We start from the raw sequence: 17023 nt of genomic DNA, 5'->3' as shown, positions 1-17023 counted from the left end.
ACTATGGCAGGCATAATTGATTTGGTGGGTAACACCCCCATGGTAGAAATTACCCGGCTCAACTCGAACCCTAACGTTCGTATTTTTGCCAAACTGGAAGGCAATAATCCCGGCGGTAGCGTAAAAGACCGCGCGGCGTTGAACATGATACGCAGCGCTATGGAACGCGGCGAGATTAAAACAGGCACAAAACTGGTAGAAGCTACCAGCGGCAATACCGGCATTGCGCTGGCCATGATTGCCCGGTTATTTGACCTGGAAATCGAATTGGTGATGCCCGCCAACTCTACCCGCGAACGCACCCTTACGATGGAAGCCTTCGGCGCTAAGGTAACTTTATTGGAGAGCATTGAAGCCTGCCGCGATTATGCAGAGAACAAAGGCGCATCTGATGGTTATTTCCTGCTCAACCAGTTTGCTAACAAAGATAATTACCTGTCGCATTATAAATCTACCGGGCCCGAGATGTGGCGCGATACCGACGGGCAAATTACTCACTTTGTAAGCGCTATGGGTACCACTGGCACCATTATGGGTTGCTCCAAATTTTTGAAAGAAAAGAACCCGGACATACAAATCGTCGGCTGCCAGCCTACCGAAAACTCATCTATCCCGGGCATTCGCCGCTGGCCGGCCGCTTACCTGCCCAAAATATTTGACCCGAGCCGGGTTGACCGTATTATGGATATTGAAGAAGCAGATGCCGTACACATGGCCCGACAGTTAGCCAAAGTGGAAGGCATATTTGCCGGCATGAGCAGCGGCGGCGCCTGCTCTGCCGCAATAAAACTGGCTCAGGAACTTACGGAGGGAACCATCGTATTCATCGCCTGCGACCGCGGCGACCGGTATTTGAGCAGTGAGTTGTTTGGGTGATTGCCCATATTTTGTCATTGCGAGGAACGAAGCAATCTCGTAGCTTTTCCTCTTCGCTATGCTAACGACTAGATTGCTTCGTTCCTCGCAATGACAAAGCTGGATAAGGAAACCCCCAACTTGAACCTTACGCAGCTGCCTGAGTTAAATTCTTTTGCTGCATGGTGGTTTGTATCAGCGTTTTCAGCTTGGTTTTATAATCCTCCTGCAGCCATTCCAGATAATTTTTAGTCACTTTACCCAGGCACTTGCCGTACTGCTTTACACGCCATTCAATCTCTTTGTTTAATTCTTCGGCTAAGGCCATGGCATCGGCAATCATATCGCTATTATCTACGCACATGGCAACATGTTGTTGTATGGAGTCGGCAATTACGGTGCTGGCTTTTTGCTCGTTTTCAAGGGCTTCATGATAGGCCTTTTGTACATCGAAAGAGATTTCTAGGCTGTTCGGAAATTTCGAACGCAGTTCGGAGGGCATTGCGTGTGCTTCGTGGCTCAACTGGGCATGTATCTTTTCGCAATAAGCTTCCGGATGGTCGAATATATCCTGCCAATCTACAGGTTTGCTCCAATCGCCAAAGCGATCCACATTATTGCCTAAGTCAATAATGGTAAATGCCTTCTTCTTGGGCAAACGACGTGAGCCCCTGCCGATCATTTGATGATATAAGGTTAATGAGGTAGTGGCCCGGTTTAAGATTACCGTTTTTACGGTAGGTTCATCAAAACCTGTGGTTAGGATAGATACAGAAGTTAATATTGCATTGGGTGTATTCTTCAGCCATTTCAATATCTCCTCGCGCTCTGCACAAGGGGTGTTGTTATCCAAATGCCGTATCGGGTAACCGGCATCAGTGAACATCTGGCATACGGCTTTTGAGGCGAATATGCCATTGTTAAATATTAAGGTCTTTTTATTCTTGGCATGTTCCTCGTAGGCATGCAGCAGCAATTCAAGCATGGCCGGAGATGAATATAGCTCATCAGATGTGCTCACCGTAAAATCTCCGTGTGCGCCGGTGGTTTTTAAAGTGTTCAGCTCCACGTCATACCGCCAGGTGGCAGGCTGCGCCAAGTAACCCTGCTCAATCAATGAACTGATGCTTGCTCCAACAATCAGTTCATGATAATTATCGCGCATGGGCGATTCAAAGTCTGAACTGAATGGCGTAGCCGTAACACCGATGATACGGGCATTACAGAACTTATCCAGCAGTTTCTGAAACGAGTTGTGATGCGCCTCATCAATAATTACTAAACCTACTTGGTCGGTATCAATCTGGCCCTCCTGTATACGGTTGTTCAGGGTTTCTACCATTGCCACGTAGCAACTGTAATCGCTTTTCCGGCTTACCCGCTTTACTGCACTGTTAATGATGTTATTTTTAATACCAAAGCTTTTCAAGGTACTGGATGTTTGCCTGCACAGCTCAATGCGGTGTGTTAATATCATTACTTTCTGTGAATGCTGGCTGATAAAGCGCTTGGCGATTTCAGAAAATATCACCGTTTTGCCGCCACCGGTAGGCAACTGGTATAACAGTCGATGCTCCTGGGGTGTGGTGTTTAATTTATCAAATAAGGTATTGATGTCGGCTTCCTGATAGTCATATAATTTAGCCGGGCGTTTGGTATTGGTGCTTTCCATAATCCTTCTCTTCTTGTCGTGGTAGCAGCTGTTAATTGGTGATGAGCTGCTGATAAATCGTAGCAACAACATAGCCAAATCGACATTTAAGGGAGGATGTGGAAAAGTAAATGAAGTGGTTAAATATGATATAACTTTTTCATGACAAGTTGATAAATATTAGTCACTTCGAAGGTTCTGATTGTATCTCTCAACTCATTTTTTGTATTTAAAAGAGTACAGTTATATCTTTATATCATCACAAACACCTCCATTAGCGAAAATATTTGAAATCGACACCAATGGATGTAATAAAAGCGAAACAGTGAAGTTTTGATTCCATGTAAGGCTCTATGAAAATATCATTCGACTTAGATGACACTATAATTCCCGGAAGCAAAACCTTTGAAACTGAACAGCAAACTCTTTTACAAAAATTGTTAGGTACCGAAATCATCCGAAAAGGAACTATCGAACTTTTTAAGCAATATCAATCAAATCCGACATTTGGCAGCAATCAGCAGTAGTGGCATTCAATCTTCAAAATACCCTTTAGCTTTTAACATTGACTTACATGTTGATGATTCAAAAGGAGTTGAGATGGAAGGGCAGCGTTACGGATTTTGCACTGTAATAGTTGATGAACAACAAGCAGAATGGGGTAACTTCATATTAAGCAGCCTCGATAATTTTTATCCCAACAAAAAAGCCTCTCATTTTAATGAGAGGCTTTCGGGTAAGTAATGGGGCTCGAACCCACGACCCCCAGAACCACAATCTGGTGCTCTAACCAACTGAGCTATACCTACCGTATATTTGGGACTGCAAAAATAGGAAACTCCTGAATTTATGCAAGACTTTTTTGAAACTTTATACTTATCGCCTCTGATGTAATTTGGCTATACTTGCCGCTCCAAAATTGAGATGATAGAAATTTTTACAGATGGCGCTTCAAGCGGCAACCCAGGGCCGGGTGGTTATGGTACCATATTGCGCTCCGGCCAGCATTATAAAGAGCTATCGGCCGGCTTTCGCAAAACCACCAATAACCGTATGGAACTCCTGGCGGTCATCGTTGGTCTTGAAGCATTGAAAAGCCCCAACCAGCAGGTGACCATCTATTCCGACTCTAAATATGTGGTGGATGCTATTGAAAAGCGCTGGGTGCACGGCTGGCTGCAAAAAGGATTTGCCGGTAAAAAAAACAAAGATTTATGGCTGCGCTACCTGCAGGTAAGCAAATTGCACAACATCCGTTTTGTTTGGATTAAAGGCCATGCCGGCCACCCCGAAAACGAGCGCTGCGACCGCCTGGCGGTAGCTGCCGCCAAGCAACCACAGCTATTAATTGACAGCGTATTTGAAACCGGAAACGCTTAATTATTTTTGATAGGCGCACCCTTGTGTGCCAGTTCTATCACCTGCAGGTTTTTAATCTGTTTGCCATCAATTTCAAAACGCATCAGGGTTTGTACTTTGTGCCAGCCCTGCTTGCCTGCGGCGCCGGGGTTAAGGTGAAGGCATTTAATTTTTTCATCAAATATCACTTTCAGGATATGTGAATGCCCGGTAATGAATAACTGCGGCGGGTTGGTATAAATTTCCGGCTTTACGGCTGCATTGTACCGGCCGGGATAACCGCCGATATGTGTCATCCATACATCCACATCCTCACACTTAAAGCGCAGGTTAAGCGGAAAATCTTTGCGAATGCCGGTTCCATCAATATTGCCATATACACCTTTTAAGGGTTTAAATGCCGCTAAGCGGTCGGCCACATTTCCCCCAAAATCCCCGGCATGCCATATTTCGTCGCAATCGGCAAAATGGGTGAACACAGCATCGTCAAGGTAGCCGTGGGTATCAGATATAAGGCCGATTTTAGTCATGGTGAAGCAAAGGACGGAAAGATGTGGGAAAAGGATGAAAATTATTGAAATACTATTTATTTTTTTAAAGCAGCATACCCACACATCATTGCGAAGTACGAAGCAATCTCTCTGCTTTGTGCCTCGATTAGGCGTATAGAGATTGCTCGTACCTCGCAATGAAGTGCTGAATAACAAGCAGTATAGGAAATTAAAATATTGTCAAAAAATTTTTAAGCAAGGTTTGATATAACTGTGAATACACTTTTGGCTCATTATAAATATGCAAATCCTCAGTGATTATCTCACCCCTGCGCTTGCCCAAAGCCAATACCTCACGGTGCGGAATGCTATCAGGATAGGAACCGATGAGCACCGAGTGCTGAAGGTATAACTGTACCCCAGAAGATAGTTCTTTCACCAATGCCGCAGTATTTACAGGTAATATCAGCCAACATTGCCCTTCATCGCTCAAATGACTTACAACCTGTTGTATCAGCGTAAAAAAGAATTGTTCATCCGCATGTTTAGCTACAGATTTTTGCGTGTGTGGCGATTTTAAAGATTGTATATAAAAAGGTGGGTTGCTTACAATCAAATCATATTCTTTATCCGGGTGCTGATTAAGATATATTTGATAATCGCCTGGATGTAATTGCAACCGTTCGGCGTAGGGCGAATGCGCAAAGTTTTGGTAAGCCGTTTGGGCAGCCAGTTCGTCAATTTCAACGGCATCAATAGTGGCCTCCGGAAAACGTTGTGCTAACATGAGCGCAATAACACCAGTGCCAGTGCCGATGTCTAAAATGGTGCTTGGTTGTTCATTGCCAACCAATGCACCCAGCAGTACCCCATCGGTGTTCACCTTCATGGCACAGCCGGTTTGGTTGACAGCAAACTGTTTAAAGCGAAATATATCGCCCATGCTTATCTTTCGTAAAACTCTAATGGCAGGCCGTCGGGGTCGGCAAAAAAGGTAAAGCGTTTGCCGGTAAGCGGATCAATGCGGATAGATTCCACTACTACGCCTTTTTGTGTAAGATGTTCAACGGCCTCTTCTACGCTATCTACTTCAAAGGCCAGATGGCGCAGACCGGCAGCTTCGGGCCCTGATGGGCGCAAAGGCGGATCAGGAAAAGAAAAAAGCTCGATCTGGTATTGCCATGCAACTTCCAGATCAAGCTTATATGATTTACGTTCTTCGCGAAAAAATTCCTGAACCACCCGCAGACCTAATACTTCGGTATAAAAAGCTTTCGACTTCTGATAGTCTGAGCATATGATAGCTACGTGATGAATGCGGTTCAGTTTTAACATTATTCGCCTAAGGTTACGTGCAGTACGTTATCGTAAGTTAATTTCACATCGGTTACGTGGCCGAACAGTTCTTCATCTACATGGAAGAAACCGTTGGTTACTGTACCTAGCAATGAAAACTCTACTTCGCTGGTCGCCATCATTTCTACAAAGCGGTCCTGCTCCTCTGGTGATACACTTACCACTACCCTGCCCTGCGCTTCGCCGAAAAGGAAGGCATCCTTGCGGATTTCTGCATCGGTGGCAATGTCAAAGCCCAAACCATTTGGCATGGCAGATTCGGTTAAGGCAATATATAAACCACCATCGGCTACATCATGCGCCGAAACGATGGCTTTATGCTGAATCAGTTCTTTCACGGTTTGCTGCATGGCATATTCCTTATCCAGATCAAAATAAGGTGCCGGGGCTGCCTGAATTTTGTGATAAGAAGCCAGGTATTGAGAAGAAGCAATATCATTCACCGATTCGCCAATCAGGTAAATAAAATCACCTGGTTGTTTAAAATCAGAAGTCATGATATTTTCAATGTCATCCATTACACCCAGCATACCAATGGTTGGCGTCGGGAATACCGGGCCTTCGTCTGACGACTGGTTATAGAAGCTCACATTACCGCCGGTTACCGGGGTTCCAAACTTGGTACAGGCTTCGCCCATTCCTTTAATGGCGCCCACAAATTGCCAGTATACTTCGGGCACATAAGGGTTGCCAAAATTTAAGCAGTTGGTAATAGCTACCGGCTCACCGCCTGCACAGGTAATGTTACGTGCAGCTTCGGCTACGGCAATAGCACAGCCCTTTTGCGGGTCGGCGTATACATAGCGGGAGTTACAGTCTACGGTAAGCACAATGGCTTTATCTGTGCCTTTAACGGCCACTACTGCCGCATCGCTGGGGCGATTGGTGGTCATGCTAGCGGTACCTACCATGGAATCATACTGGTCGGTTACCCAACGCTTGGAGGCAATGTTAGGGTGAGCAATTAAATGCTCTGCCACATCTACCAGGTTTTCGGGTACCGGCACATTATCTATGCTGAAGGCTTGGTTTTGCTGATAGTATGCCGGTTCGCGATATTCGCGCTCGTATACCGGGGCACCACCGCCTAACACCAGGTCATCGGCAGGTACATCGGCCACCAGTTCGCCGTTCATGTAATATTCAAGGCGCTTGGTATCGGTTACCTCGCCTATCTGTACACAATTTAAATCCCATTTATCAAATACGGCCTGTACATCCGCTTCGCGGCCTTTCTCCACCACAATCAGCATCCGCTCCTGTGATTCAGACAGCAAGATTTCGTAAGGCTTCATGTTGTCCTGGCGGGTAGGTACTTTATCCAGATAGATCACCATACCGTGCTCACCCTTGGCCGACATTTCGGAGTTGGAGCAAATGATACCGGCTGCGCCCATATCCTGCATACCAATTACGGCACCAGTTTTAATCACTTCAAGGGTAGCTTCCAGTAACAATTTTTCCTGGAAAGGGTCGCCTACCTGTACGGCAGGCAAATCGTTTACCGAATCTTCGGTGATATCTTTAGAGGCAAATGCCGCACCGTGTATACCGTCTTTACCTGTGGATGAACCCACAATATATACCGGGTTGCCCACACCGTATGAGGTAGCTGATACCGTTTCGCCAGCCTTAACAATCCCGGCCGACATAGCGTTGACCAATGGGTTTACATTATAGCATTCATCGAAAAACAATTCGCCACCTACGGTGGGAATGCCGAAAGCATTACCATAATCGCCGATGCCTTTTACCACACCTTTAATCAACCACTTGGTCCGCTCGTTGTTCAAATCGCCAAAACGCAGGGAATTAAGCTGCGCGATGGGGCGTGCACCCATGGTAAAGATATCACGGTTGATACCGCCCACGCCTGTAGCTGCACCCTGGTAAGGCTCCAGCGCCGAAGGGTGGTTGTGCGATTCAATTTTAAAGGCACAGCCTATGCCATCGCCTAAATCTACCAGGCCGGCATTTTCCTCACCTGCTTTGGCCAGCATGCGTGCGCCATCGCGCGGCAGGGTTTTAAGCCATTTGATAGAGTTTTTGTACGAGCAGTGCTCGCTCCACATCACCGAGAAAATAGAAAGTTCGGTAAAGTTGGGGGTACGCTGTAAAATTTCTTTGATGCGATCAAATTCTTCGGGCCGCAGGCCTAAATCTTTGGCAGTTTCAACGGTAGTTAATTCGTTTTGCTCCACTATAGTTGCTTTTAGGGATGAAAAGACGCCCAAAATTAGAAAATTAGCGCTAAAGCCCGTAAGGTAAAGCACATTAATTTGAACATTCAATAATTCAGGTGTTTCAGGTGTTACGCCGAACATCTGAAACAGTGGCATAAACATGTCAGTACTTGTACGGTTGATGCATTTTTACAGGTATTGTGATTTAAAGCCTGAGTAACCCGGACCGCCCTTGATACGTCGGATCTCCAAAAATTATTTTTTTAGTGCGCAAAAAGGCTGCGCAGTTGTTGTACTATTTTGCAGCATTAGCAAAACAGGATAATATTTGTTCTCCTTTCGGGAGGATTTAACGATAGCGCAATATGGAAAAGATCAGCAATGGTGAAATCATCAACCTGGGCATTGAGGATTTGGATGTAGTCATCTTGTTCAGCAGGGTAGCCAACGGCTTGCTCAAACACAAGGTGATGGATAAGCCCACCCTAATGGCGCACCTCGAAGCCCTGATGAACAACCCTGAACCCTACGCGCAGCAAAACGGCGGCAAGTTTAAAAACGTTGCCGACCGCGTGATTGAACTGCGCAAAGAGGGTAAACTGATAAAACAGGTCAGCTCGATGCAGGAGCTGAAAAAGGAAACCGCCAGCTTCCCTGTTTATGGCGCCGAACATATTGAGGCCGGGGCACTGGCGCAAATGCGTACGGCCATACAATTGCCCATCTCGGTAGCCGGGGCGCTGATGCCCGATGCCCACCAGGGTTACGGCCTGCCTATTGGCGGCGTGCTGGCCACTACGGCCGATACCATTATCCCCTACGCCGTGGGTGTAGATATTGCCTGCCGTATGTGCCTCAGCATTTTTGATTTGCCGTCTGGTACCATAGACGATAAAACGGATAACCTGAAAAGCCTGCTGCTGAAACACACCCATTTTGGCATGGGCAGCGAGAGCAAAAAGCACGACGATACCAGCCTGTTTGACCGCCCAGACTGGAATGCCATTAAACAGGTGCGTTTACTGAAGGATAAAGCTTACAAGCAACTGGGCACCTCGGGCACCGGCAACCACTTTGTGGAATGGGGCGAACTCAACGTACACGAAGGCGCTTTGGAAGGCGTACCGGCGGGTAATTACCTGGCGCTGCTCTCCCACTCCGGCTCGCGCGGATTTGGGGCGGGCATTGCGGGCTATTACTCCAACCTGGCCATGACCAAAACCCAGCTGCCCCATGAGGCGCGCCACCTGGCCTGGCTGGATTTGCAAAGCAACGAGGGACAAGAGTACTGGCTGGCCATGAACCTGGCCGGCGACTATGCCAGCGCCAACCACCACGAGATACACAACAAGATAGCCCGGGCCATGCAACTGCAGCCCCTGCTGCGTATAGAAAACCACCACAACTTTGCCTGGAAGGAGCAACTGGCCGACGGCACCGAGGTAATGGTGCACCGCAAAGGCGCTACCCCGGCCGGCAAAGGCGTACTGGGCATTATACCCGGCAGCATGAGCACGCCCGGCTTTGTGGTACGCGGCAAAGGCGACCCGGCCAGCATCAACTCCGCCAGCCACGGTGCGGGGCGTTTAATGAGCCGAAGCGCCGCCTTTAAAACCGTAAAGCGCGATTTGGTGCAAGCCGAACTGCTGGATAAGAAAATTACCCTGCTTGGCTCCGACCTGGACGAAGCCCCCATGGTATACAAAAACATCCACGCCGTAATGGAAGCCCAGCACGATTTGGTGGAAGTACTGGCGAAGTTTCAGCCGAGGATTGTAAGAATGGCAGATCCGAAGGAGAGGCCGGAGGATTAGCGGAGAAAATGACAATTTAAACGCTTAATCTTCTTTGTATTTATCATTTGATATATCAGCATTCCAAAGCGTTCTTATGTAGTAAATTTCTTCAGTAGTAATGAGAGATGTTCCTGATAAAATTTCAGTTTTCAACAGTCGATCTAGGATTTCACTTCTCGCTTTAAGCGTGAATGGCCCTAAACCAACTAGGCCATTACGTCGAGTTTTACATCGATATTCAGGCAGGTTTCTAACAAAACTTAACCAATTTCGAAAATCTAACAATGGTTTTAGATCCACATACCCTTGTTTTACTAGATTTGTCACAGCCTTATCTTCTTTTACGACTGTACAAGTCCAACAACCAAATCTTCCTTTACCACATGGAGAATCCTTTGGATCTTTGATGATAGGACATTCAGCACTTGCATTCTTATATATTTTACTTAATTCTTTCACATCGATGCTATGTGGATATACATTATAAATTAATGTATTCCACACATCTGTAATATCATAATTTATAATTGGAGTAAATATCAAAGATTTAGCATTTCCTTTTTGCTTAAGAAAAAACTCATCCCCTGTCTTATGCTTATCTATAGTGTGGTTCCTTTTGCTACTTTCACCTTTTCTTACTCCCAATAATATCGTGTGCGCTTCTTGAGCATGAGCTTTTATAATAGCTTGAATAGGTTTAATTCTCAATCGGTCAGTACACCATCTAAATTTATTAGAAGGAGGTGGATATCCCCTTCCTATTACTTTACTGAAATAAGTATCTTGAATTACAGGTTTGGCTATTTTTACTGTGAATGGTAGGTTAAATTTATCAGCTTCTAATTGAAACGCATTTAATGTTTTTGCAACATATTTAGATAAAACTGGTATTTCCACACCTGTATCACAATATATCACATTTATATTTTTCTTGGGGAGATTTACTTCTTTTAATCCACAGAAAACAAGTTTTAGTAGAGCGGATGAATCTTTACCACCACTGTAACCAATGTACCATGGTTGATCATCTTGTAAATAATACTGTTTGATAAGTTCAATTGTATTGTAGTTTCTTTTAGCTAAACCATTCAAAGATTTGTCACAAAATATCATTTAATTTATTTTTTAGTTCAGCTTTAAAAAGCTGAATTATGCTATCAATTTGTTCATTGGAATACATTAAATGCCTTTTTGTGAGTGAACGGAAAGCGGCATAAGAAACCATACAAACAACAATTAAAATCCACCCATATAACATTAGAACTTTAATTTTTAAAATTATGCTAATAGTAATACTAGCAGCACCAAAAAAGCAAGTGATTATTGAAGTGTCCAGGAATGTTGTCCAAATTAATCCATTGAACTTAACATTTTGGGACTGTGTGGTAAGAGAAGGATGACTATCGACAAAGTGGTAGAATATTCTCATTATTCTACTCTTATCAGATTTCAAACTGGCCTGCTGCTGTAAAGTATAATCATTTATAAAGGTGTCTACCAATCTATCTTTAATATTTTCTTGCACTTTATGTAATTCTGATTTCCAGAATACATATCTTATATTTGAAACATAATATAATACTCCAATCAAAGATGGCATTGTTATCAACGGGATTAAATCGTTCCAATCTTTGATAGATGAAATAAAATTGTTTAAATCATATATTTTTAAAATTTTTATTGGATAAAAAATTGCTAATAAACTTATTAAACCCGGAATAATTAAACGAAGATTTTTTAATGTGGATTGATCCATTTATGTCGATACTATATTATGAATTACTTTAAATGTAAATATATAATGTATATTATTTAAATACTAATACCATACTGGTTTAAGTCTTCCGCAGGCCGACTTAAATGTACCCCAGAAACAAGGACTCCCGTCCGCCATATGAGCAGTAAAGTAACCACTTTCATACTCGCTTAGGCATAAACGCAGCTATAGCAATAATCCCAAAATTAATGCTTTATCACGCACGAGAGTGCTGGGTAATATATGAGAATTTAAGCCGCCCTGTATAAGACTTAAATCAGCAGCAGGCATTGCAAGTTAGTTTTTAAGCTTTAACCAAAACCGATCTGTAACCCAAAAACCAAGGATGGTAGCAAGCGGCACCAACAGGCATACCGAGTATACCGAAATGTGATGCGAAGTCGGATCAGTGGCAGACCAGCCCGCAGCGCCGTAAAACCCGAAAACTGCAAAAGCGGTAAGCAGCACCATGATAGCCCGCCGGCCTGCAGAAGCAGGAAAAAGCCAATGTAAAGCTTGTGGTGCAAAAGAAAACAAGAGGTGAATTAAAATCAGCAAAAACGGAATGCCCAGCAGCAGCATTACCCACCAGGGCGAACAGTTAAAGCCCGTAATCAGCGTATGCATATCTCCTGTATAGGCAAATGTTCTTACCGGCACATAATCTATCAGGTTCCCTACACTGGCCACGCATAACCAGTAAAAAAACAAAGCCCAGGTGTATGAACCCTGTTGTTTTGCATAGCGATATCCCCAAAGGCTTAAAGGATAGGTGAACAAAAAATTGCCGAAAAACAAACCGGCTAAAGCAATTATACCCGCCTGGTAATGGCGCCCGCTGGCAAATATGGGCGCATAATCTACGTTTTCGTCAATATCAAATTGCGCCAGCAAATTACTTATGCTCACATGACCGTAATTTAAAGCAAGCGGGTTACTTTTCCAACCCAACAGCCAGGCCGTAATGGCATGCGCATATTCATGCGGAAAAAATGCAAGCGCATGAGCAAGCCACAACATAAATACGGTAATCAAAGCAAAAAGTACCCAATTTCGTGCGGGGCCCCATTGTAAAGTATAATTTTTCTGGCTGTTCATTTGTGTGTACCAATATACATTTTTCCCTTCAATCTGGCTTTCGGTTAACAGGGATGCCATTAAAGCGATAGCTATTGGCGCTATCATTTACAACAGCACGCGCTTACACTCGTGCCTTTTTTATTCAGAAACATAATCCACCATCCCTTACCTTTGCCCTCATCATGAAAGAACAACTCACCAACCTGTTAGCCGGCTTAAAAACACAGTCCGTTCCGTTTGCGGAGGTGCTGCAATTTATAGATACCTATTACCAGCATCAGCCTACGGCCTTTAAAAACGGCGAGGCCTACAACGAGGCTACCCAGAACCAAGGCAGCGCCAGGGTGTTTGCCTTTGCCCAGCTCCACCACCTCAGCGCTGAAGATACCCTGCTTTTATTTGCTGAGCACTACCAGGCCGTATTGCAACACCCCGAAAGCACCGACCACCAAAACATCCGCCAATTTATGGCCCACGGCTGGGCGGGCATTGCGTTTGAAGGTGAGGCGTTGAAAGCGAAGTAAGGTTTATGTATAAAACTTTGTCATTGCGAGGAACGAAGCAATCTCGTTGTATACAGGGCGAAGATGCACAGCTACGAGATTGCTTCGTTCCTCGCAATGACAAAAGTGGTTAACTCCAGAATAATGTAATGTGATGCAAAAGATTATCAAGTGCCTACCCAGATTAAGCAGCCAGTTATTTGATGTTCAATGTAGATTTTCGCTTGCTCAAAAAGTTATAAATACCTGCTGTAAGCAGGCTCAGCAAAGCACCATAAAGCATTACGAATATCACAGTTGCCGCCCACACTGCAGCACTTGGGTGATTATTTACGGCACCCGTATTTGCTTGTAACAATTGCGAAATTTTCCAACCAACAGTTGCATCAAATAAACCAAGCAGGGCCGTATAAATTACCGCAGCTTTTAATCTGCCAACTTTGTTTTCAAACAAGGCCAATGTGGTATACACCCCAATTGATACAGGCATGATAAAAGCGTAATTGAAGTAGAATTGCCGGGAGGCCAGTGAGCCCAAAGCGTCAACAAGAGCAATAATAACGCAGGCGTTCAGTAAGTATCTAAGTTTAATATTCAAAGGTGTAGGCTAAAGCAGTCCGTATGCCAAACCTATGCAATGTAATATGCATTGTCAATGCGCAGTTAAAGATTTATTGATAACTTACTACCCTTAAGATCAAATACATCAAATCATGATGCCCGCCGCCTACAAACCCGAAAATTACAACTCCCTATCCCCCTACCTCATTGTGGATGATGCCCAGCGACTGGTAGACCTGTTAAAAGCCGTTTTTAACGCCACCGAACTGCGCCGGTTCGATCATGAGAACGGCACCATTGCACATATCGAGCTGCAACTGGATGACACCGTTCTGATGTTGAGCAACAGCACCGAAAACTACGTCGCCAACACCACCATGCTACACTTTTACGTGCCCGATGTATTTGCCGCTTTCAACGCAGCCATCGCCCAGGGCTGCCAGGTGATAGAAACCCCGGCAAACAAACCCGGCGACCCGGACACCCGCGGCGCTTTTATGGATTTTGCCGGTAATTACTGGGCCGTAAGCACCCAAACCAGCTAAACGTTTAGCGAAGTTATCGGCCCGATAAAAAACCGACTTCCTTTTTCTCCTGTATCTCAATGGCAAAGCCATCCAGGTACAACTGGTCGTTTACGTATTTAGGCCGCAAGGTGCGCTCGTCTACTTTAAAATGCTGTGGCTTTAGTTGCTCGTTAATTTGCTCGATGATGTCCTGGCTGATAAAGCTGCCGGTGGTACGCAACTGGCCCTCTGCTGGCTGTAAGGTTACGCCTTCTACTTTATAGGAGAAGCCAATGGTGCTGGTTTTGCTCATGGTATTGCTATTGATGTATGGCAGGCAAGGTAAATATAAAAACAGAACATTGTTGCTACGCCTCAGGTTTGGCCTAATTCTTACCTTCGCCAAACAAAGCGGCCTGAAGTTTTTTTATTGTGTACCGCACACCTTGTGCTTTTGTGAACGCGGCCCGGCTTCCCGCCTGGCCAACAAACGTATACTGCATGATTTACCGTAACTGTTTTTCCTACATTCGCCACTCCCTTATCTTCAAACATACCCTGTACTTTGCATTGCTGCTGCTTTGCCTGTTTGGTTCTGTTCCCGCTTTGGCGCAAAGCAAAATAGAACTCAAAAATGACTCAGGCGTTCCGCTACCCGATACTTTGCTTTTCAAACTGCAAAAGGCGCAGGCTGCCATTACCGAAATTAATGCGGCCAGTAAGAAAGGCTATGGCTCGGGGCAGATCACCATCGACCTGAAGGACATCCGCAGCAGCGTGAATCCTATTAAAACTGACCTCAGTGTTTCCAAAAAAGTAATTGATACCAAAACGCTGCAAGGTTACCAGCTCATCCTGAACAACTCACAAGAGCGGCTCACCAACTGGCGCAACACGTTGTCAAAATCCAGCAACGAGTTGCAGCGCATGTCAAAAGAAGTGGTTGATCTCAGCAGCGATTCTGTACTGGCTGTGAACAGCGGCGATACTACGCAAAAGCAGCTGTATACCCGCCAGCTGGTAGACATCAAACTACGGCTGCAAAATGCAGGAAAATCAGTTACCGCCAGCCTCGATACGGTAAGCCGCTTGCTTGCCGATGTATCAGCCGTGTACCTGGATGTGGCCGATTTGCAGGCCAATATTGTGGAGCGCCTCAAAACCTCAGGCCAGAGCGCTTTGGGGCGCGAGTCGCCTTACATATGGGCCGCCCCAAGGCAGGAAGCGCGCGGCAGCAGCGTAGGTGAGCTCATCAGCGCTTCATACGAGGGGCAGAATAAAATATTGGGCTATTTCCTGAAATCCACCTGGGATAACCGCACGCTGCTGATCTTATTCGGCGCAGCTTTCTTTTTATGGGTGTACCTCAATTACCGCAATGCAAAAAAGCCCGATAACCAACAAACCCTGGGTCAGCTGGAGTTTAAATACATCCGCCCTATCCCTATACTGGCTACGCTGATTGTGATACTCAACCTCACCCCGCTATTCGAGCCGGATGCGCCCTCACTGTACATTGAGCTGATTGAGTTTGCCCTGCTGATACTGCTCACCATTGATTTTTGGAAGAAACTGCCTCAAAAAGATCTGCGTTACTGGCTATTCATCGTACTGCTATATGTGGTTACCGTGCTCACCAATGCCGCCGTGCACACAGCCGTCTACATGCGTTTGTGGTTAATGGCATTAAACGTAGCTTCCCTGTATATTGGCGTACGGTTCTATAAAAAGCTGAAGGAGGTCAACATTTCGCAAAAGTTTGTGCGCCCGGTGCTGATCATCTTTTTACTGCTCAACTTCTTTTCCATTGTATCCAACATCTTCGGGCGTATCAGTTTGGCTAAGGTATACAGTGTTACAGCAATCATCGGCCTTACACAAATCATCGGATTGGCCATCTTTATCCAGATATTTACTGATGCGCTGGAGTTACAAATCAAAGTGAGCTCCTGCGGCGGCGGACTGTTTTCGCGCCTCAACATCGGCAATACACGGGCTTCGTTTAAAAAGGCACTTTCGGTTGTGGCAGTCATTTTGTGGGTGCTGGTGTTTTTAATTAACCTGAGCATTGCCGGTGGTGTGTTTGCTTTTATTCAGCACATTCTAGCTAAACCGCGCACTTTTGGCAGCGTTACCTTTACATTGAATAATGTATTGTTCTTTGCGGTTATTGTCTACATCTCCAACGTATTGCAAAAAAATGTGGGTGTGTTGTTCGGTGAAAAAACGGTGGATTTCTCCAGCAGCCAGGTAGAGCACAAGAGTTCCAAATTAACGCTGATTCGGCTGGTGATTGCCATTATCGGCATTTTGCTGGCGGTAACGGCTTCGGGTATACCGCTGGATAAACTGACCGTAGTGTTAGGTGCTTTGAGTGTGGGCATTGGTTTGGGCATGCAAAACATCGTCAACAATTTTGTGTCGGGCATTATCCTGATTTTTGAAAAGCCTTTCCAGATTGGCGATTATGTGGAACTGGCCGATAAGAAAGGCAAGATACAGGATATTGGCATCCGCTCCAGCCGTATGCTCACGCAGCAGGGCTCGGAGGTGATTATCCCTAACGGGGATTTACTCTCCAACCGCCTGGTGAACTGGACGCTGAACTCGGCTTATGTGAAATCGGAGCTGCTTTTTAAGGTGAATATTGCTACCGATATTGATGCGATCAGTAAAATTATTGAAGAAGAGATTGACAAGCTGGATGATACCGTGAAGAATATGCCGCCGGAGGTATTGATTAACTCCGTAGCCGGCGATGCCGTTGAACTGCGGGTACTGGTATGGATTAGCAATATCTACGTAGAGTCGGCCTTCAAGAACCGGCTGTTCAGGCAGCTGATTACCAGGTTAACTGAGGCACAAATGAAGATTATGTAGGCCAACAAGGCAACAAATTTTACTATAGATTAATTACGGCATAACA

At 45.2% G+C, this 17023-nt stretch carries 17 protein-coding genes and 1 tRNA gene; 7 read left to right on the top strand and 11 right to left on the bottom strand.

Annotation, left to right across the window (positions count from 1 at the left end; translation table 11 throughout):
* Positions 1–3: 3 nt before the first annotated feature.
* Entirely contained in the window at positions 4–876 is an 873-nt protein-coding gene (gene cysM, locus ACYVNW_RS03360; protein ID WP_460678428.1) for a cysteine synthase CysM, read from the top strand.
* 127 nt (positions 877–1003) lie between these two features.
* Here the strand turns inward: cysM and ACYVNW_RS03355 are convergent, their stop codons facing one another.
* Positions 1004–2527, bottom strand: coding sequence for a DEAD/DEAH box helicase (locus ACYVNW_RS03355; protein ID WP_460678427.1), 1524 nt, complete (start codon positions 2525–2527; stop codon positions 1004–1006).
* Between the two features lie 486 nt (positions 2528–3013).
* Between ACYVNW_RS03355 and ACYVNW_RS03350 the strand changes: the two genes are divergently transcribed.
* Entirely contained in the window at positions 3014–3250 is a 237-nt protein-coding gene (locus tag ACYVNW_RS03350) for a hypothetical protein (RefSeq protein ID WP_460678426.1), read from the top strand.
* Here ACYVNW_RS03350 and ACYVNW_RS03345 read toward each other — a convergent pair.
* Positions 3242–3315 (bottom strand) — tRNA-His (locus tag ACYVNW_RS03345). The genes ACYVNW_RS03350 and ACYVNW_RS03345 overlap by 9 nt on opposite strands.
* 115 nt (positions 3316–3430) lie before the next feature.
* Here ACYVNW_RS03345 and rnhA point away from each other — a divergent pair.
* The gene (gene rnhA, locus ACYVNW_RS03340) at positions 3431–3886 is read left to right on the top strand and encodes a ribonuclease HI (protein ID WP_460678425.1); all 456 of its coding nucleotides are present in this window, start codon (positions 3431–3433) and stop codon (positions 3884–3886) included.
* Here the strand turns inward: rnhA and ACYVNW_RS03335 are convergent.
* The 4 genes from ACYVNW_RS03335 to purL form a co-directional block, all read right to left on the bottom strand.
* Positions 3883–4395, bottom strand: a complete 513-nt coding sequence (locus ACYVNW_RS03335) for a metallophosphoesterase family protein (RefSeq protein ID WP_460678424.1) — start codon at positions 4393–4395, stop codon at positions 3883–3885. The genes rnhA and ACYVNW_RS03335 overlap by 4 nt on opposite strands.
* Positions 4396–4585: 190 nt before the next feature.
* Positions 4586–5299: a tRNA1(Val) (adenine(37)-N6)-methyltransferase gene (locus tag ACYVNW_RS03330; protein ID WP_460678423.1), complete on the bottom strand. Its 714-nt coding sequence runs from the start codon at positions 5297–5299 to the stop codon at positions 4586–4588.
* Positions 5300–5301: 2 nt separating this feature from the next.
* Complete coding sequence (gene gloA2 / locus ACYVNW_RS03325) at positions 5302–5691, bottom strand: SMU1112c/YaeR family gloxylase I-like metalloprotein (protein WP_460678422.1); 390 nt, start codon at positions 5689–5691, stop codon at positions 5302–5304.
* Positions 5691–8057 carry a phosphoribosylformylglycinamidine synthase subunit PurL gene (gene purL / locus ACYVNW_RS03320; RefSeq protein ID WP_460678421.1) on the bottom strand — a complete coding sequence of 789 codons (2367 nt, stop codon included), beginning with the start codon at positions 8055–8057 and terminating at the stop codon, positions 5691–5693. Before purL ends, gloA2 begins: the two co-directional genes overlap by 1 nt.
* A gap of 203 nt (positions 8058–8260) precedes the next feature.
* On the opposite strand from purL, the gene ACYVNW_RS03315 reads away from it, so the two are divergent.
* A complete protein-coding gene (locus tag ACYVNW_RS03315) occupies positions 8261–9709 on the top strand; it encodes an RtcB family protein (protein WP_460678420.1) in 1449 nt (482 codons plus the stop codon).
* Positions 9710–9733: 24 nt separating this feature from the next.
* On the opposite strand, the gene ACYVNW_RS03310 is transcribed toward ACYVNW_RS03315, so the two are convergent.
* The 3 genes from ACYVNW_RS03310 to ACYVNW_RS03300 form a co-directional block, all read right to left on the bottom strand.
* On the bottom strand, positions 9734–10804 hold the full coding sequence (locus ACYVNW_RS03310) for a phosphoadenosine phosphosulfate reductase domain-containing protein (RefSeq protein ID WP_460678419.1): 1071 nt from the start codon (positions 10802–10804) through the stop codon (positions 9734–9736).
* On the bottom strand, positions 10791–11447 hold the full coding sequence (locus ACYVNW_RS03305; protein ID WP_460678418.1) for a hypothetical protein: 657 nt from the start codon (positions 11445–11447) through the stop codon (positions 10791–10793). The genes ACYVNW_RS03310 and ACYVNW_RS03305 overlap by 14 nt, the downstream gene beginning before the upstream one ends.
* 297 nt (positions 11448–11744) lie before the next feature.
* Positions 11745–12605, bottom strand: a complete 861-nt coding sequence (locus tag ACYVNW_RS03300) for a hypothetical protein (protein WP_460678417.1) — start codon at positions 12603–12605, stop codon at positions 11745–11747.
* A 104-nt stretch (positions 12606–12709) separates the two neighbouring features.
* On the opposite strand from ACYVNW_RS03300, the gene ACYVNW_RS03295 reads away from it, so the two are divergent.
* The gene (locus ACYVNW_RS03295; protein ID WP_460678416.1) at positions 12710–13051 is read left to right on the top strand and encodes a HopJ type III effector protein; all 342 of its coding nucleotides are present in this window, start codon (positions 12710–12712) and stop codon (positions 13049–13051) included.
* Positions 13052–13226: 175 nt separating this feature from the next.
* On the opposite strand, the gene ACYVNW_RS03290 is transcribed toward ACYVNW_RS03295, so the two are convergent.
* Positions 13227–13628, bottom strand: coding sequence for a hypothetical protein (locus tag ACYVNW_RS03290; RefSeq protein WP_460678415.1), 402 nt, complete (start codon positions 13626–13628; stop codon positions 13227–13229).
* Between the two features lie 115 nt (positions 13629–13743).
* Here ACYVNW_RS03290 and ACYVNW_RS03285 point away from each other — a divergent pair, with 115 nt between their 5' ends.
* On the top strand, positions 13744–14136 hold the full coding sequence (locus ACYVNW_RS03285; protein WP_460678414.1) for a VOC family protein: 393 nt from the start codon (positions 13744–13746) through the stop codon (positions 14134–14136).
* Positions 14137–14149: 13 nt separating this feature from the next.
* Here ACYVNW_RS03285 and ACYVNW_RS03280 read toward each other — a convergent pair whose 3' ends face one another.
* A complete protein-coding gene (locus tag ACYVNW_RS03280) occupies positions 14150–14410 on the bottom strand; it encodes a hypothetical protein (protein ID WP_460678413.1) in 261 nt (86 codons plus the stop codon).
* Positions 14411–14598: 188 nt separating this feature from the next.
* Between ACYVNW_RS03280 and ACYVNW_RS03275 the strand changes: the two genes are divergently transcribed.
* Entirely contained in the window at positions 14599–16977 is a 2379-nt protein-coding gene (locus tag ACYVNW_RS03275) for a mechanosensitive ion channel family protein (RefSeq protein ID WP_460678412.1), read from the top strand.
* Positions 16978–17023: the final 46 nt, after the last annotated feature.

This window comes from Mucilaginibacter koreensis (genome assembly GCF_054783355.1).
The sequence above is the reverse complement of the archived record's forward strand: the minus strand, read 5'-3'. Positions and strand labels throughout refer to the sequence as shown.

What these genes read in the sequence shown, in the direction of transcription:
- ACYVNW_RS03305 (WP_460678418.1), bottom strand. Translation starts at nt 11,447, where the DNA reads ATGGATCAATCCACATTAAAAAATCTTCGTTTAATTATTCCGGGTTTA.
- gloA2 (WP_460678422.1), bottom strand. Translation starts at nt 5,691, where the DNA reads ATGTTAAAACTGAACCGCATTCATCACGTAGCTATCATATGCTCAGAC.
- cysM (WP_460678428.1), top strand. Translation starts at nt 4, where the DNA reads ATGGCAGGCATAATTGATTTGGTGGGTAACACCCCCATGGTAGAAATT.
- rnhA (WP_460678425.1), top strand. Translation starts at nt 3,431, where the DNA reads ATGATAGAAATTTTTACAGATGGCGCTTCAAGCGGCAACCCAGGGCCG.
- ACYVNW_RS03310 (WP_460678419.1), bottom strand. Translation starts at nt 10,804, where the DNA reads ATGATATTTTGTGACAAATCTTTGAATGGTTTAGCTAAAAGAAACTAC.
- ACYVNW_RS03355 (WP_460678427.1), bottom strand. Translation starts at nt 2,527, where the DNA reads ATGGAAAGCACCAATACCAAACGCCCGGCTAAATTATATGACTATCAG.
- ACYVNW_RS03280 (WP_460678413.1), bottom strand. Translation starts at nt 14,410, where the DNA reads ATGAGCAAAACCAGCACCATTGGCTTCTCCTATAAAGTAGAAGGCGTA.
- ACYVNW_RS03275 (WP_460678412.1), top strand. Translation starts at nt 14,599, where the DNA reads ATGATTTACCGTAACTGTTTTTCCTACATTCGCCACTCCCTTATCTTC.
- purL (WP_460678421.1), bottom strand. Translation starts at nt 8,057, where the DNA reads ATGTTTATGCCACTGTTTCAGATGTTCGGCGTAACACCTGAAACACCT.
- ACYVNW_RS03300 (WP_460678417.1), bottom strand. Translation starts at nt 12,605, where the DNA reads ATGGCATCCCTGTTAACCGAAAGCCAGATTGAAGGGAAAAATGTATAT.
- ACYVNW_RS03335 (WP_460678424.1), bottom strand. Translation starts at nt 4,395, where the DNA reads ATGACTAAAATCGGCCTTATATCTGATACCCACGGCTACCTTGACGAT.
- ACYVNW_RS03330 (WP_460678423.1), bottom strand. Translation starts at nt 5,299, where the DNA reads ATGGGCGATATATTTCGCTTTAAACAGTTTGCTGTCAACCAAACCGGC.
- ACYVNW_RS03315 (WP_460678420.1), top strand. Translation starts at nt 8,261, where the DNA reads ATGGAAAAGATCAGCAATGGTGAAATCATCAACCTGGGCATTGAGGAT.
- ACYVNW_RS03295 (WP_460678416.1), top strand. Translation starts at nt 12,710, where the DNA reads ATGAAAGAACAACTCACCAACCTGTTAGCCGGCTTAAAAACACAGTCC.
- ACYVNW_RS03285 (WP_460678414.1), top strand. Translation starts at nt 13,744, where the DNA reads ATGATGCCCGCCGCCTACAAACCCGAAAATTACAACTCCCTATCCCCC.